At 65.8% G+C, this 13,635-nt stretch carries 11 protein-coding genes; 4 read left to right on the top strand and 7 right to left on the bottom strand.

Going from position 1 to position 13,635, the window contains the following annotated elements; all coding sequences use genetic code 11:
- Window positions 1–8 precede the first annotated feature (8 nt).
- Entirely contained in the window at window positions 9–1,703 is a 1,695-nt protein-coding gene (locus ABIB24_RS15230) for a response regulator (protein WP_137163745.1), read from the top strand.
- A gap of 9 nt (window positions 1,704–1,712) precedes the next feature.
- Here ABIB24_RS15230 and ABIB24_RS15225 read toward each other — a convergent pair whose 3' ends face one another.
- Both ABIB24_RS15225 and ABIB24_RS15220 read right to left on the bottom strand, forming a co-directional pair.
- Window positions 1,713–2,459 carry an SDR family oxidoreductase gene (locus ABIB24_RS15225; protein WP_061305325.1) on the bottom strand — a complete coding sequence of 249 codons (747 nt, stop codon included), beginning with the start codon at window positions 2,457–2,459 and terminating at the stop codon, window positions 1,713–1,715.
- A 76-nt stretch (window positions 2,460–2,535) separates the two neighbouring features.
- The gene (locus ABIB24_RS15220; RefSeq protein WP_137163744.1) at window positions 2,536–3,552 is read right to left on the bottom strand and encodes an FAD:protein FMN transferase; all 1,017 of its coding nucleotides are present in this window, start codon (window positions 3,550–3,552) and stop codon (window positions 2,536–2,538) included.
- 251 nt (window positions 3,553–3,803) lie between these two features.
- Here ABIB24_RS15220 and rsxC point away from each other — a divergent pair, with 251 nt between their 5' ends.
- Together rsxC and ABIB24_RS15210 are read left to right on the top strand one after the other, a co-directional pair.
- Entirely contained in the window at window positions 3,804–5,204 is a 1,401-nt protein-coding gene (gene rsxC / locus ABIB24_RS15215; protein ID WP_354316830.1) for an electron transport complex subunit RsxC, read from the top strand.
- Complete coding sequence (locus ABIB24_RS15210) at window positions 5,201–6,151, top strand: RnfABCDGE type electron transport complex subunit D (protein WP_354316829.1); 951 nt, start codon at window positions 5,201–5,203, stop codon at window positions 6,149–6,151. Before rsxC ends, ABIB24_RS15210 begins: the two co-directional genes overlap by 4 nt.
- Window positions 6,152–6,198: 47 nt before the next feature.
- On the opposite strand, the gene ABIB24_RS15205 is transcribed toward ABIB24_RS15210, so the two are convergent.
- The 5 genes from ABIB24_RS15205 to ABIB24_RS15185 all read right to left on the bottom strand — a co-directional run bounded on the left by ABIB24_RS15205 (window position 6,199) and on the right by ABIB24_RS15185 (window position 11,721).
- On the bottom strand, window positions 6,199–7,734 hold the full coding sequence (locus ABIB24_RS15205; protein WP_025338877.1) for a DHA2 family efflux MFS transporter permease subunit: 1,536 nt from the start codon (window positions 7,732–7,734) through the stop codon (window positions 6,199–6,201).
- Window positions 7,731–8,924: an HlyD family secretion protein gene (locus ABIB24_RS15200; protein WP_137163741.1), complete on the bottom strand. Its 1,194-nt coding sequence runs from the start codon at window positions 8,922–8,924 to the stop codon at window positions 7,731–7,733. The genes ABIB24_RS15205 and ABIB24_RS15200 overlap by 4 nt, the downstream gene beginning before the upstream one ends.
- Window positions 8,925–8,954: 30 nt before the next feature.
- Window positions 8,955–9,428: a MarR family winged helix-turn-helix transcriptional regulator gene (locus ABIB24_RS15195; protein WP_025338875.1), complete on the bottom strand. Its 474-nt coding sequence runs from the start codon at window positions 9,426–9,428 to the stop codon at window positions 8,955–8,957.
- A 244-nt stretch (window positions 9,429–9,672) separates the two neighbouring features.
- A complete protein-coding gene (locus ABIB24_RS15190) occupies window positions 9,673–10,308 on the bottom strand; it encodes a response regulator transcription factor (protein WP_038408108.1) in 636 nt (211 codons plus the stop codon).
- Window positions 10,309–10,314: 6 nt separating this feature from the next.
- A complete protein-coding gene (locus tag ABIB24_RS15185; protein ID WP_137163740.1) occupies window positions 10,315–11,721 on the bottom strand; it encodes a sensor histidine kinase in 1,407 nt (468 codons plus the stop codon).
- 195 nt (window positions 11,722–11,916) lie between these two features.
- Here ABIB24_RS15185 and ABIB24_RS15180 point away from each other — a divergent pair, with 195 nt between their 5' ends.
- On the top strand, window positions 11,917–13,539 hold the full coding sequence (locus ABIB24_RS15180; RefSeq protein ID WP_274078802.1) for an acyl-CoA synthetase: 1,623 nt from the start codon (window positions 11,917–11,919) through the stop codon (window positions 13,537–13,539).
- The last annotated feature ends 96 nt before the right edge of the window (window positions 13,540–13,635 follow it).

The following is a 13,635-nucleotide window of genomic DNA, read 5'->3' as shown; positions in this document are numbered from 1 at the left end:
ACGTCGGCATGCCCTCCCGCGACCTGCTTTCACTGCGCCAACAAGTCGAAGCCCTGCAGCAACAGAACGCGCTGCTGGAAGCCCGCCTGGCAAGCCATCAGCAACACGACCAGGACTTCTACCGCTCGCTCTTCGACACCATGGACGAGGGCTTCTGCATCATCGAGTTCTTCGACGGCCCGCACGGCCCGCTGAGCGACTATGTGCATGTGCTGGCCAATGCGGCCTATGCCAAGCACGCCGGCATCCCCAACGTGGTCGGGCAGAAACTGCGCGAGATGGTGCCCGATGAGGCAGACGACTGGGTCGCTCGTTATGGCGCGGTGCTGCGCACGGGCGAGCCGCTGCATTTCGAGCAGGAGCTGGTCGCCACCGGCCATGTGTTGTCGGTGACCACCTTCCGTGTAGAGCCGGCCGAAAAGCGCCAGGTGGCGGTACTGTTCAAGGACGTCACCGCACGCCGACGGGCAGAGCAGGCCCTGCAGCGCCTGAACGAGGAGCTGGAACAACGGGTGGATGCGGCACTGGCAGAACAGGCCAAGGCCGAGGAAGCCCTGCGCCAGGCACAGAAGATGGAAGCGGTCGGCCAGCTCAGTGGCGGCATCGCCCACGACTTCAACAACCTGCTGGGCGGCATCCTCAGTGCCCAGGAGCTGATGCGCCAACGCCTGGAACAATCCCGTTTCGACGCCCTGGAGCCGTTGCTGAAGCTGTCCAGCGACTCGGCGCAGCGGGCCTCTTCGCTGGTACACCGGCTGCTGGCATTCTCCCGTCAGCAGACCCTGCAGCCCTGCTCCACGCAGGTGGCCACGCTGGTGGGCGGCATGGAAGAGCTGCTGCGCCGCACCATCGGTCCCTCCATCACCCTGACCAGCCAATTCCCCTGCCAGCTGTGGCCGACCTTCATCGACCCGCCGCAACTGGAAAGCGCCCTGCTCAACGTGTGCATCAATGCCCGCGATGCCATGCCCGCCGGCGGCGTGATCGATATCCTCGGTGACAACCTGCTGCTCGACGACCAGCAAGCCCGTGCACTGGAACTGCCAGCTGGCGAATACGTACGGCTGAGCATCAGCGACAACGGCAATGGCATGTCGGCGGAGGTGGCCGAGCGTGCCGTCGACCCGTTTTTCACCACCAAGCCGATGGGCCACGGCACTGGGCTGGGCTTGTCGATGACCTATGGTTTCGTGCGCCAGTCGGGCGGGCAGCTACGGGTGTTGTCGACACTTGGCGAAGGCACCCGCATCGAGCTGCTGCTTCCCCGCCACCACCAGCACCCCGAAGCCCTGGCACCCAGGCCACCGCGCACATTGCTGGAAAAAAGCAGCAGCGCCACGCAGCGTATCCTGCTGGTCGAAGACCAGGCCGCCTTGCGCGTGGTCGTCTGCGAGGTGCTGGAAGAACTGGGTTATCGGGTCGATGCATTCGAGAACGGCCCGGCCGCCCTCGCCCACCTGCAAGCTGGCGAGCGGCCAGACCTGCTGTTGAGCGATATCGGCCTGCCCGGCGGCCTGAATGGCCGCCAGTTGGCTGAACGTTGCCGCGAGCGCCACCCCGACCTCAGGGTGCTGTTCATCACTGGCTACGACGAAAGCGCGGCGCTCAGTGACGGCCAGTTGCTGCAAGGCACTCAGGTGCTGACCAAGCCGTTCGAGCTGGAAGTACTGGCCGAACGGGTACGCACGCTGCTGGAGGATTGACCGGCGCGCTCAGCGCCCGCCGCCCAGGTCGATGAAGCTGCCGGTGGAGTACGAGGCTTTGTCCGAGAGCAGCCAGAGGATGGCCTCGGCCACTTCCTCGGGGCGCCCGCCGCGGCCCATGGGCAAGCCGGGCTCGAGCTTGCTGACCCGGTCGGGGTCGCCCGACAGCGCGTGGAACCCGGTATGGATGTAGCCTGGCCGCACACCATTGACCCGCACGCCCTCGCCTGCCACTTCCTTTGCCAGGCCAATGGTGAAGGTGTCGAGGGCGCCCTTGGAAGCGGCATAGTCCACGTATTCGTTGGGCGAGCCCAGGCGTGCGGCCACCGACGACACGTTGACGATGGCCCCGCCCGGCCCGCCGTACCGGCGTGCCATGCGCTTCAGTGCGTGCTTGGCGCAGAGCATGGGGCCGACGACGTTGGTCTTCATGACCTTGAGCAGGCGGAACTCGGACATGTCCTCGACCCGGCTTTGCTGGCCGATGGTGCCTGCGTTGTTGACCAGCGCGGTGACCGGGCCGAGTTCTTCGTCCACGCGCTGGAACAGCTGGATGACCTCATCCTCGACACTGGCGTCGGCGCGCACGGTGATGGCCTTGGCGCCCAGGGCGCGGACCTGGCCGAGGATGTCCTCGGCGGCCTGGTCGTCGGCGTGGTAGTTGATGCAGATGCGGTAGCCCTGGCGGGCGGCCAGCAGCGCCGTGGCGGCGCCGATGCCGCGGCTGGCACCGGTGATGACGATGACTTTCTCCATGGGTCTGCCAATCGTTTGGAAAGGGAGCATCGACAATAGGGGAAAAGGCTGCGCGTGGGAATGACCTTTCCTGCTGCTACTGCCTGGGCGTGCCCTGCTGGGGAAACAACGTCTCGAATCGCGGCGTCGCCCGCGCAACGAAACCCAGCCCCTGGTGCATGATGAAGTAGGCAGCTATTTCATGCCGCTCGGCGAAGGCATAGCCTTCCTCCGGGCCGAGCACCATCAACAATGTATCGAGGGCATCGGCACGCAGCACCGAAGGGTCGACCACCGACACTGCCGCCAGCGCGTGCTTGACCGGCCTGCCGACACGGGGGTCGAAGGTGTGCGAGTAGCGCTGGCCACCTTCCTCGAAATAGTTGCGATAATCGCCGGCGGTGGCAACGCCGTAGCCATCCAGGGCGATGGCGCGCTCCACTTGCTGCTCGCTCCCGCCACTCGGTACCTCGAGGGCGATGCGCCAGGGCGAGCCATCCGGCTTGCGGCCGACGCCCTTGAGTTCACCGGTGATCTCGACCAGATAGGCCTGGATACCCAGGGCCGCAAGCCTGTCACCCACCCGGTCCACTGCATAACCGGCGAGCATGCTGTCGAAATCCAGCTGCGCTGCCACATCCTTGCACAGCTTTTCTCCATCCAGGTGCAAGTGCTGCAGGCCTACCCGTGCCTGCTCTCGCGCCAGTGCGCTGGCGTCCGGCACCTGCCTGCCGCGTGACTGCGGGCCGAAGCCCCAGAGGTTCATCAATGGCAGGACCGTCAGGTCGAAAGCCCCGCCACTCTCGCGGAACAGGGACACACCGTACACCAGCAAGTGCTGCATCTCTTCCGGCACCGCCTGACAGGCGCCGGCCGGCAGAGCGTTGAAACGGGCAACCACGGAATCGCCGCGCCAGTTGGAAAACTGCTTGTCGAGCGCCTCGAGAATCCTCTCGACTTCGGCCTTTACCTGCTGCGCGCCGGGCGCCTGCGCGGTGGGTACGTACTGGATCGAATACGTGCTGCCCATGGTCGGCCCGCCAAAGCGTTCGATCCTTTCGCCGCAGCCATACAGCAACGTCACCAGCATCACCAGCAGGCTTGCGCGCATCATTCGACACCTCGCCGACTCTGGCCGCCCGTTCGCGGCGCAGGCTATTTCACCAGAATTGCGAGATGGCAATTGGCCTACCGTTCATCAGCAAACCTGGTCAAAAACCGAACAAAATCCTCATTGAGCACTCTGATCTGCGCGGGTGATCAATCATCCCCCCTCCCTTTCCGCTTAACGTCCCGGAAGCAATAAAACAACCATGTGCATAAGCGCACAGGGGCGTTCTTTGCCCAAAAATTGGAGGACAGTAAATGTCTAGCCATTCGTTGCAGAGCGTCGAACGCCTGCAGAGCCGCATCCGCGCCCAGCGTCAGCCGCAACAGAAAACTTTCTGGCGCCGTCTGCTGGCCATCGCCTCATCCTCTCAGCGTAGTTGGCATGGAGGGATCGAGCTCAGGGGATACAAGGAACTGTCCAACGCCAACCCTGTTGCCCCCGTCGCAATCGGAAAAATCCAGCTGGCGATCCCGCTCGGGCGGGGTCGGCGGTTTGTCCAGCCTTGCGTGCAGCCGGGGCAGCATGTGCGCAAGGGCGAAGTGATCGGTATTGGCGACAACACCACCGCCTGGGTGCATGCCAGTACCTCCGGCATCGTGGACCGGATCGATCACGTCTTCGCGGCCGACTCGGCCGAGCCGGTCATGGCCGTCATCCTGAACGCAGATGGCCTGGATGAGTGGCTCGAGCGCCCGGCGCCGAGCCTGCCGCAAACGCCAGAGGCGCTGGTCGAGCGCGCATTGCAAATGGGCATAGTCGGCCTTGGTGGTGCGGGTTTCCCGACTGCCCTCAAGCTGGCCGGCGCACAGCAGCCCGATCTGCTGCTGATCAACGGTGCCGAATGCGAGCCCTTCCTTACCTGCGATGACCGCCTCATGCGTGAGAATGCCGAAGCGTTGATCGAGGCCGCCGACTATGTCGCCGCGCTGCTGGGAATAACGACCACCCGTTTCGGCATCGAAACCAACAAGCCGGAGGCGATGGCCACGTTACGTGCCGCCGCTCGCCAGGCGCGCACCCGGGTCGAGATTTGTCCACTTCCGGAGCGTTACCCGGCAGGTGGGCAGCCGTTGATGATCAAGAGCCTCAGTGGCCGCAACCTGGCCCCGGGGAGCCGCCCCGCCGATATCGGCGTGCTGGCGCTGAATGTCGCAACCCTCTACGCACTGGGCCGGGCCGTCTTCCAGGGCGAACCACTGACCAGCCGCGTGCTGACACTCACCGGTGACTGCGAGCGCCCGGGCAATGTGCGGGTGCCGGTGGGTTACCCGGTCAGCGAACTGCGCGCGATTGCTGGCGCGTCCCCCACTGGGCAGCTGACCCAGGTCGGCGGCCCGATGATGGGGCAGCCGCTACCGAACGCCAACGCCTTCGTCAGCAAGACCAGCAGTTGCCTGATATTCGGCGCCGAGCGCTACCTGCCGGCTGCTCGCCCCGCCAGCAGTTGCATTCGCTGCACGCGCTGCGTGGATGTCTGCCCGATGTCGCTACGGCCGCTGGACCTCTACGCTGCCGCCGAACGCCTGGACAAGGCCAGCCTGCAGGAGCTGCGCCTGGACGCCTGCATCGAATGCGGCAGCTGCAGCAGCATCTGCCCAAGCAATATCCCGCTGCGCGAACGCTTCCGCCAGAGCAAGACGGAGGTCCGCGCATGAGCCTGATACGCCACCCCATCCCGCAACGACTGCGCACGGTGATGCTGCTGGTCGTCCTGTGCCTGCTGCCGGGCACCGTCCTGTATGCCTGGCAATTCGGCGTCGTGGTCTGGTTGCAGGCCTTCTGGTGCGTGCTGTTCGCCCTGGGCTTCGAAGCCGCCCTGCTGCGCCTGCGTGGGCATGACGTACGCAAGGGTTTGAGCGACCTCAGCTGGCTGGTGCTGGGCCTGATACTGGCTCGGGCATTGCCGCTGATGGTGCCGTTGTGGATGATCGCCCTGGCCAGCTTTGCCGCTCTGGCACTGTGCAAGCACGCCAGTGGAGGCCTTGGTCGCAACCGCCTCAACCCTGCCATGGTTGGCCTGGGGGTGGTTGCCATCTGCTTCTACCAGCAGTTGTACCCCGCGCCATCGAACCATGCCCCCTGGACCGCAGCCCTGGACGCCAAGGCGGTTCTGCTGCAACAGCTACAGTTGGTGCCGCGCCTGGATCTCGATGCGTTCGCCGGCGCCACGCAACTGGCGCAGAACGACTTCACCCATGTCACCCACAATCTGTCGGGGTTCGGCTACATTGCCGGCGGTTTGCTGCTGGCTTCGCTGCGGGTGATCCGCATCGAGATTCCGCTGGCGATGCTCGCGAGCACGGTATTGCTGTGCATGGCCGCCGGCCACAGCCTGCAGGAAGCCGTGTACAACCTCAGCCTCGGCGGCTACCTCTTCACCGCCTTCTTCATCGCCACCGATCCGGTCACCAGCCCCAATACCCGCGCCGGTCGCATCCTCTTCGGCGTGACCATCGGCACGTTGACCGAACTGATTCGCGAATTCGGGCTGTATGCCGATGGCCTCTGCTTCGCCGTGCTGGCCGGCAACCTGCTGGTGCCGCAAATCGACCGGTTGGTGCTGCGCATGCAGCGGCCCTGGTACGCAGCAGCGAGTGCCTGACATGGCATTTGGCAAGGGCAAGAGCCTGGGCCCTGTTCTGGCCCGGCTCAATGCCCTGCCGACGCCGGCCCCGCCTTGGCGGTAAAGGGCGGTTTGGCGAACCACACCAGCAGGATCAACCCGGCAAACACCCAGGTCATCAGGGTGAAGTAGTCCACCGTCGACATCATGTACGCCTGCCCGTTGAGTATCTGCTCCAGCTGCGCATAGCTTTGCGGGCTGGCCCCGCCCAACTGCTCCAGGGTATGCCGCGTGGCCGGGTCGAACTGGCTGATGTGCTCGCTCAGGTAGGCATGGTGCTGGTCCGCCCGGCGAATCCAGATCCAGGTGGTCAGCGACGCCGCGAAACTGCCGCCCAAGGTACGCAGGAAAGTCGCCAGGCCCGAGCCATCGGCAATCTGCTGCGGTGGCAGGTCGGACAGCAGGATGCTCAAGGTCGGCATGAAGAACAGCGCCACGCCAATGCCCATGAACAGCTGCACCAGCGCCACATGCTGGAAGTCCACCTCGCTGGTGAACCCGGCACGCATGTAGCAGCTGCTGCCGATCGCCAGGAACGCCAGCCCGGCCAGCACACGCAGGTCGAAGCGGTGCGCGTACTTGCCCACGAACGGCGACATGAGCACCGGCAACAGGCCGATCGGCGCCACCGCCAGGCCGGCCCAGGTAGCGGTATAGCCCATCTGCGTCTGCAGCCACTGCGGCAGGATCAGGTTGATGCCGAAGAACCCGGCATAGCCCCCTACCAGCACGATGGTGCCGACGCGGAAGTTGCGGTGCGCGAACAGGCGCAGGTTGACCACCGGGTGACGGTCGGTCAGTTCCCAGATCACGAACACCGCCAGGAACACCAGCGAGATCAGGCTGCCGACAATGATGAACGACGACTCGAACCAGTCCAGGTCATTGCCTTTGTCCAGCACCACCTGCAACGCGCCAACGCCGATGACCAGCGTCAGCAGGCCGATGTAGTCCATCGGCTGGCGGCTGGTGACCACCGGCCGGGTGCGCATCTGCTGGCGCACCACGGCGGCGGCGAACAGGCCGATGGGCACGTTGATGAAAAAGATCCACGGCCAGCTGTAGCTGTCGGTGATCCAGCCCCCGAGAATCGGCCCGGCAATCGGCGCCACCACCGTGACCATCGCCAGCAGCGCCAGGGCCATGCCGCGCTTGGCCGGCGGATAGACGGCGATCAGCAAGGTCTGGGTCATCGGGTACAACGGCCCGGCCACCACGCCCTGCAACACGCGAAAACCGACCAGTTCCGGCATCGACTGGGCGATACCGCACAGGAACGAGGCCAGCACGAACAGCAGCGTGGCCCAGATGAACAGCTTCACCTCGCCAAACCGCCGGCTGAGCCAGCCGGTCAGCGGCAAGGCGATGGCGTTGCTCACCGCGAACGAAGTGATGACCCAGGTGCCCTGCTCGTAGCTCACCCCCAGGTTGCCGGAAATGGTCGGCAAGGCCACGTTGGCGATGGTGGTGTCGAGCACCTGCATGAACGTCGCCAGCGACAGGCCGATGGTGGTCAGCAGCAGGCTCGGTGGCGTGAACTGGGCAGCAGCGTTGTTGCTCATCGCTGGGCCGTCTTGCCGGTTGCGCTGTTTTCGTGGATCAGCCGGGCGATCAGGTTGTCGGCTTCGACCAACTGGCGGTCATACACCTGGGTGGTGTAGCTGGCCTGCTGCGGTGGCTGCTGGGCCAAGGCCGGGCCGCTCTGGTCGTGCAGGTCTACCTCGACCACGGTGGACAGGCCGATGCGCAGCGGGTGGTCCTTGAGCTGGTCGGGGCTGAGGTGGATGCGTACCGGCACGCGCTGGACGATCTTGATCCAGTTACCGGTGGCATTCTGCGCCGGCAACAGGGCGAAGGCGCTGCCGGTGCCGGCGCCAAGGCTGTCGACCGTGCCGCTGTACCTGACCTCGCTGCCGTACAGGTCGGCGCTGATCTGCACCGGCTGGCCGATACGCATGTCGCGCAGCTGGGTTTCCTTGAAGTTGGCGTCGATCCACACCTGGTCCAGCGGGATCACCGCCATGGTCGCGGTGCCCGGTTGCAGGCGCTGGCCCAGCTGCACGGTACGCTTGGCGACGTAGCCGGTGACCGGTGCCACCAGGGTGGTGCGGGCATGGTCGAGGTAGGCCTGGCGCAGGTCGGCGGCGGCGGCCATCACCTCGGGGTGCGAGGACACCACGGTGTCGTCGACCAGCGCGCTGCTGGTGCTGAGCTGTTGGCGCGCACTGTTGACGGCGGCCTCGGCCACGCTCAGGTCATCGCGGGCATGGGACAATTCTTCCGCGGCAATCGCACCGCTGTCGGCCAGCACCTTGCGCCGGTTGAAGTCCTGCCGGGCCTTGCGCAGCTCGGCCTGGCGGGTTTCCAGCTGCGCCTTGAGCGCGTCGACGTTGCTGTACAACCCGCGCACCTGGCGCACGCTGCGCGCCAGCCTGGCTTCGGCGGACTGCAAGGCCACCTGGCTGTCGGCCGGGTCGAATTGCAGCAATACCTGGCCGGCGTGAACCAGGTCGCCGTCATCGGCACCGATGCTGGTGACGGTGCCGGTGACCAGCGGGGTGATCTCTACCACGTTGCCGTTGACGTAGGCATCGTCGGTGCTTTCGTGCCAGCGCCCGACCAGGCTGTACCAGGCCCAGGCACCGACGCCGGCAAGGATCAGCAGCAACACCAGGCCAAGCAGCCAGGCCTTGCGCTTGCGCGACGGTTCGGGCGCGGCGGAGGGAGTCGGGGTGTCTGCGGGAGTGGCCATGACAATACCTTGGATAATTCGTGACAGGGTTCAACGATCGCCGAAGCGGCGGATCGTCAACGGGTCGCCGGCAGCGAGCAGGACCTTGGCCAGCAGGCCTTCCAGGGTCTCGAGCTCTTCGGCTGCCAGCGCCCCGCACAACTCGTTCATGGCCGCCGCGCCGATTTCCGGCAGGCGGTCAGCCAGGCGCTGGCCATCGGCGGTAAGGGCCAGGCGCACCTGGCGGCGGTCGTCGGCGCAGCGGTTGCGTACGATCAGCTCCTTCTGCTCGAGGCGGTCGAGCATGCGGGTCATCGACCCGCTGTCCAGGCCCAGGTAGCGGCACAGCTCGGCCGGGGTGTCCACCTGGTACTGGGTGACGATGATCAGCACCTTGAACTGCGCGGCGGTGACGCCTTCGGATTCGAGGTGCCAGTCGAGAATGCGGTCCTTGAGGATCGCCGCGCGGCCAAGCAGCATGCCGATGGCGCAGGTCTGGAAGTTTTCGGGGGAGAAATGGGCCATCGGAGGCTGCTCGGGCAATTGTGTAAAAATATTACTGCCTAGGCAGTGAATGTCAAAGCTTTGATTAGGTTGCTATGGAAAATTTCATGATTTCTGCCCCTTGCGCTGCCCCTGTAGGAGCGGCCTTGTGTCGCGATGGGCCGCAAAGCGGCCCCGGCAATTTCTGCTGGGGCACAAAACCTGGGGCCGCTTCGCGACCCATCGCGACGCAAGGCCGCTCCTACAGGCCATGCGTCAAGGCCTGCTACGGTGTTCGCAGGCCCAGTGCCTCCACCGCCCCGCAGGCAATGGCCATGCCCACCAACTCCGCCAGGCTATCGGCCTGCAACCGCTTCATCACCCGCCCCCGGTACAGGTCCACCGTCTTCACGCTGACGCCCAGCCGCTCGGCAATCTCGCGGTTGCTCAACCCTTGGGCCAACGGCACGAACACGTCACGCTCGCGCGGGGTCAGGCCGTCGATACGCGCTTGCACCCGGGCCAGCGCCTGGTCGTCCTGGCGTGCCCGCCCGGCGTTCTCCAGCGCGGCCTGTACGCTGTCGAGCAGCAACTGGTCGTTGTAGGGCTTCTCGATGAAGTCGCAGGCGCCGGCCTTGAATGCCCGCACCACGATCGGCACATCGGCATGGCCGCTGACAAAGATCACCGGTAACCCCAGGCCACGCTCCCGCATCGCCTGCTGCACCGCCAACCCGCCCAGCCCAGGCATGCGCACATCCAGCAGCACACAGGCCGGCCCATCGTCGACGCAGGCGTCGAGAAACGCCTGCCCGCCGGCGAACGGCAAGGCCTGCAAGCCCACCGACTGCAGCAGCCACACCGTCGAGTCGCGCATACCCTGGTCATCATCGACCACATACACTTTCGCTTGCACCGCCATCTCCCCTTATCCCCTGCTGACCGCCAGGCGGCAGCACAGTACCAGACCGCCATTGTCACCGGCACGCGCCCACAGGCTGCCGCCAAAGCCCTCGATCAGGCTGCGGCTCATGCTCAGGCCAAGGCCCAGGCCGTCGGCCTTGCTGGTGGTGAACGGCGTGAAGATTTCATCCAGGCGCTCGGGCGCCACACCCGGGCCCTGGTCGGCCACCTCGACCAGCACGCCATCGCCATCGCGCGCGGCGCCCAGCAGGATACGTGACGGCCGCTCGCCATGCTGCTCGCGGTTGGCATCGATGGCGTTGCGCAGCAGGTTCAACAGCACCTGCTCCAGCAGTACCCGGTCGGCATACACCAAGGGCAACTGCGCGCTCATGCGCAACTCGACCACCACCTGGTCACGCGCGGCTTCCCAGGCACACAGGCGCATGGCTTCGCCGGCCACCTCGGCCACGTCCAGCGCCTGCAGGCGGCGCGGCCCTTTGCGCAGGAAGGCGCGCAGGCGGCGGATCACTTCAGCGGCATGGGTGGCCTGTTCGCTGATGCGTTGCAGGCCCTGCGCCACCCGCTCGCGGGCCTGCGGGTCGCGCTCCAGGCCCTGCAAGTAGCGCTGGCTGGCATTGGCATAGTTGACCACTGCGGCCAACGGCTGGTTGATCTCGTGGGCAATGCCCGAAGCCAGCTCGCCCAAGGTGGCCAACCGGGCGCTGTGCGCCAGGCTTTCCTGGGCTTCGATGCGCAGGGTGATGTCGCGGGACACGCTGACCACCTCCACCACCGCGCCGGTGTAGGTTTCGCGAATGGCCCGGCTGGCGATTTCGAACCAGCGGTAGCCGCCTGCGGCCTGGCGCACCCGGCAGGTCATGGTGTGGTAGCCGTCCTGGTCCAGGGCGGCGGCGGCCTGGCGCAGCACCTGGCGGCGCTCGCGCGGGTGCAGCAAGGTATGCACGGCCATGCCGCGCAGTTGCTCGGGCCACAGGCCAAGCAGGCGGAATGCCGCCGGCGAGGCATCGAGGAAACGGCCGTCGGGGCTGTGCCGGGAGATCAGGTCGGTGGTGTTCTCGATGATCAGCCGGTACAGGCGCCGGGCGCGGCTGGCCTCGCGTGCGCCATGGCGCTCGTCGCTGGCATCGCGGCAACGCGCCAGCACCTGCTGGCCCTGGTCGTCAGGGATGAAGCTCCACAGCACGATGCGTTCACCGACCTGCACCTCGACATCGGCGATTGCCCGGCGCTGGCGCAGGCAGGCGCGCACCAGGGCGGCGCAGTTGCCCGGCAGCCAGCTGGCCAGTGCCGGGCCCTCATCGACCCAGGCCTGCAGCGCCGGGTTGAGTGCCAGCGGCCTGGCGTCGCCGGCCAGCATCAGGCTGGGTTGCGGGTCCTTGGCGAGCAAGGGATAGGCAGTGTTGTCCACGGTAGGCGGCTCGTTGTTATAGTAGTTTTACTATATTGCTATAGTCGATATTCCTAATACCATAGCGACTCGCGTAAAACTGCGACAAGGGGGAGCGGCCCACCGTCCGCCTCCCTGCACCCTGAACAGAGCTAACAATCAGCCACCGGGGGTCAAGCGCACAGGTTGTGCCTGCCTCCCCTACAGGATTACCGCATGTCGATCTATGCCCAGGGCCTGATGCCCGCTGCCGTCAACCATGTCGCCCTCACCCCGCTGAGTTTCATCGAACGCACCGCTGCCGTATACGGCAACTACCCGGCGGTGATCCACGGTGCCATCCGCCGCAACTGGCAGCAGACCTACCAACGCTGCCGACGCCTGGCCAGCGCCCTGGTGGGCCGGGGTATCGGCCGTGGCGACACCGTGGCGGTGATGTTGCCCAACATTCCGGCCATGCTCGAAGCCCATTTTGGCGTGCCCATGACCGGCGCCGTGCTCAATACCCTGAACGTACGCCTGGACGCCGAGGCCATCGCCTTCATGCTGCAGCATGGCGAGGCCAAGGTGCTGATCACCGACCGCGAGTTCCACAGCGTCATCGAGGCGGCCCTGGCCTTGCTCGAGCACCCGCCATTGGTGGTGGATGTGGATGACCCGGAGTACGGCGAAGGCCGTGCGGTCAGCGAACTGGATTATGAGGCGTTCCTCGCCGAAGGCGACCCGGACTTTGCCTGGGAATGGCCCGATGACGAGTGGCAGGCGATCTCGCTCAACTACACCTCCGGCACCACCGGCAACCCCAAGGGCGTGGTCTACCACCACCGTGGCGCTTACCTGAACGCCCTGGGCAACCAGATGGTCTGGGGCATGGGCCATCGCCCGGTGTACCTGTGGACCCTGCCGATGTTCCACTGCAACGGCTGGTGCTACCCGTGGACCATCACCGCACTGGCCGGCACCCATGTGTTCCTGCGCCGGGTCGACCCGCAGAAGATCCTGACCCTGATCCGCGAGCACCGGGTCAGCCACCTGTGCGGCGCGCCGATTGTGCTCAACGCCCTGGTCAACATGCCCGAGGCGGCCAAGGCGGCCATCGAGCACCCGGTGCAGGCCATGGTCGCCGGCGCCGCGCCACCCGCCAAGGTCATCGGCGCCGTGGAAGAGATGGGCATCCAGGTCACCCACACCTACGGCCTGACCGAAGTCTACGGCCCGGTGACCGTGTGTGCCTGGCATGACGAATGGGATGAACTGTCGCTGGAAGAGCGCGCACGGATCAAGTCTCGCCAGGGCGTGCGCTACCCGACCCTCGACGGCCTGATGGTCGCCGACCCGCAAACCCTCGAGCCGGTACCGCGCGACGGCAACACCCTGGGCGAGATCTTCATGCGTGGCAACACGGTGATGAAGGGCTACCTGAAGAACCCCGAGGCCACCGTCGAAGCCTTCCGTGGCGGCTGGTTCCACACCGGTGACCTGGCCGTGTGGCACGCCGACGGCTATGTCGAGATCAAGGACCGGCTCAAGGACATCATCATTTCCGGTGGCGAGAACATCTCCACCATCGAGGTCGAGGACGCCCTGTACAAGCACCCGGCGGTACTGGAAGCCGCGGTGGTAGCGCGCCCGGATGAAAAATGGGGGGAGACCCCGTGCGCCTTCGTTGCCCTCAAGCCGGGCCGCGAAGACACCCGCGAAGCCGACATCACCAGCTGGTGCCGCGAGCACCTGGCCGGGTTCAAGGTGCCGAAGACCGTGGTGTTCGGCGAACTGCCCAAGACCTCCACCGGCAAGATCCAGAAGTACGTGCTGCGCGACCGGGCCAAAGCCCTCTGAACCCGTAGCGGCCTCTTCGCGGGTAAACCCGCTCCCACAGGTACAGCAATGTGCTCAGGTTTGGCGCGATCCCTGTGGGAGCGGGTTTACCCGCGA

This window comes from Pseudomonas sp. UYEF17 (assembly GCF_040546125.1).
GTDB lineage: Bacteria > Pseudomonadota > Gammaproteobacteria > Pseudomonadales > Pseudomonadaceae > Aquipseudomonas > Aquipseudomonas putida_Z.
The sequence above is the reverse complement of the archived record's forward strand: the minus strand, read 5'-3'. Positions and strand labels throughout refer to the sequence as shown.

Coding starts and splice junctions, on each gene's coding strand:
- rsxC (WP_354316830.1), top strand. CDS start 3,804: ATGTCTAGCCATTCGTTGCAGAGCGTCGAACGCCTGCAGAGCCGCATC.
- ABIB24_RS15200 (WP_137163741.1), bottom strand. CDS start 8,924: ATGGCCACTCCCGCAGACACCCCGACTCCCTCCGCCGCGCCCGAACCG.
- ABIB24_RS15180 (WP_274078802.1), top strand. CDS start 11,917: ATGTCGATCTATGCCCAGGGCCTGATGCCCGCTGCCGTCAACCATGTC.
- ABIB24_RS15210 (WP_354316829.1), top strand. CDS start 5,201: ATGAGCCTGATACGCCACCCCATCCCGCAACGACTGCGCACGGTGATG.
- ABIB24_RS15190 (WP_038408108.1), bottom strand. CDS start 10,308: ATGGCGGTGCAAGCGAAAGTGTATGTGGTCGATGATGACCAGGGTATG.
- ABIB24_RS15220 (WP_137163744.1), bottom strand. CDS start 3,552: ATGATGCGCGCAAGCCTGCTGGTGATGCTGGTGACGTTGCTGTATGGC.
- ABIB24_RS15230 (WP_137163745.1), top strand. CDS start 9: ATGCCCTCCCGCGACCTGCTTTCACTGCGCCAACAAGTCGAAGCCCTG.
- ABIB24_RS15225 (WP_061305325.1), bottom strand. CDS start 2,459: ATGGAGAAAGTCATCGTCATCACCGGTGCCAGCCGCGGCATCGGCGCC.
- ABIB24_RS15195 (WP_025338875.1), bottom strand. CDS start 9,428: ATGGCCCATTTCTCCCCCGAAAACTTCCAGACCTGCGCCATCGGCATG.
- ABIB24_RS15205 (WP_025338877.1), bottom strand. CDS start 7,734: ATGAGCAACAACGCTGCTGCCCAGTTCACGCCACCGAGCCTGCTGCTG.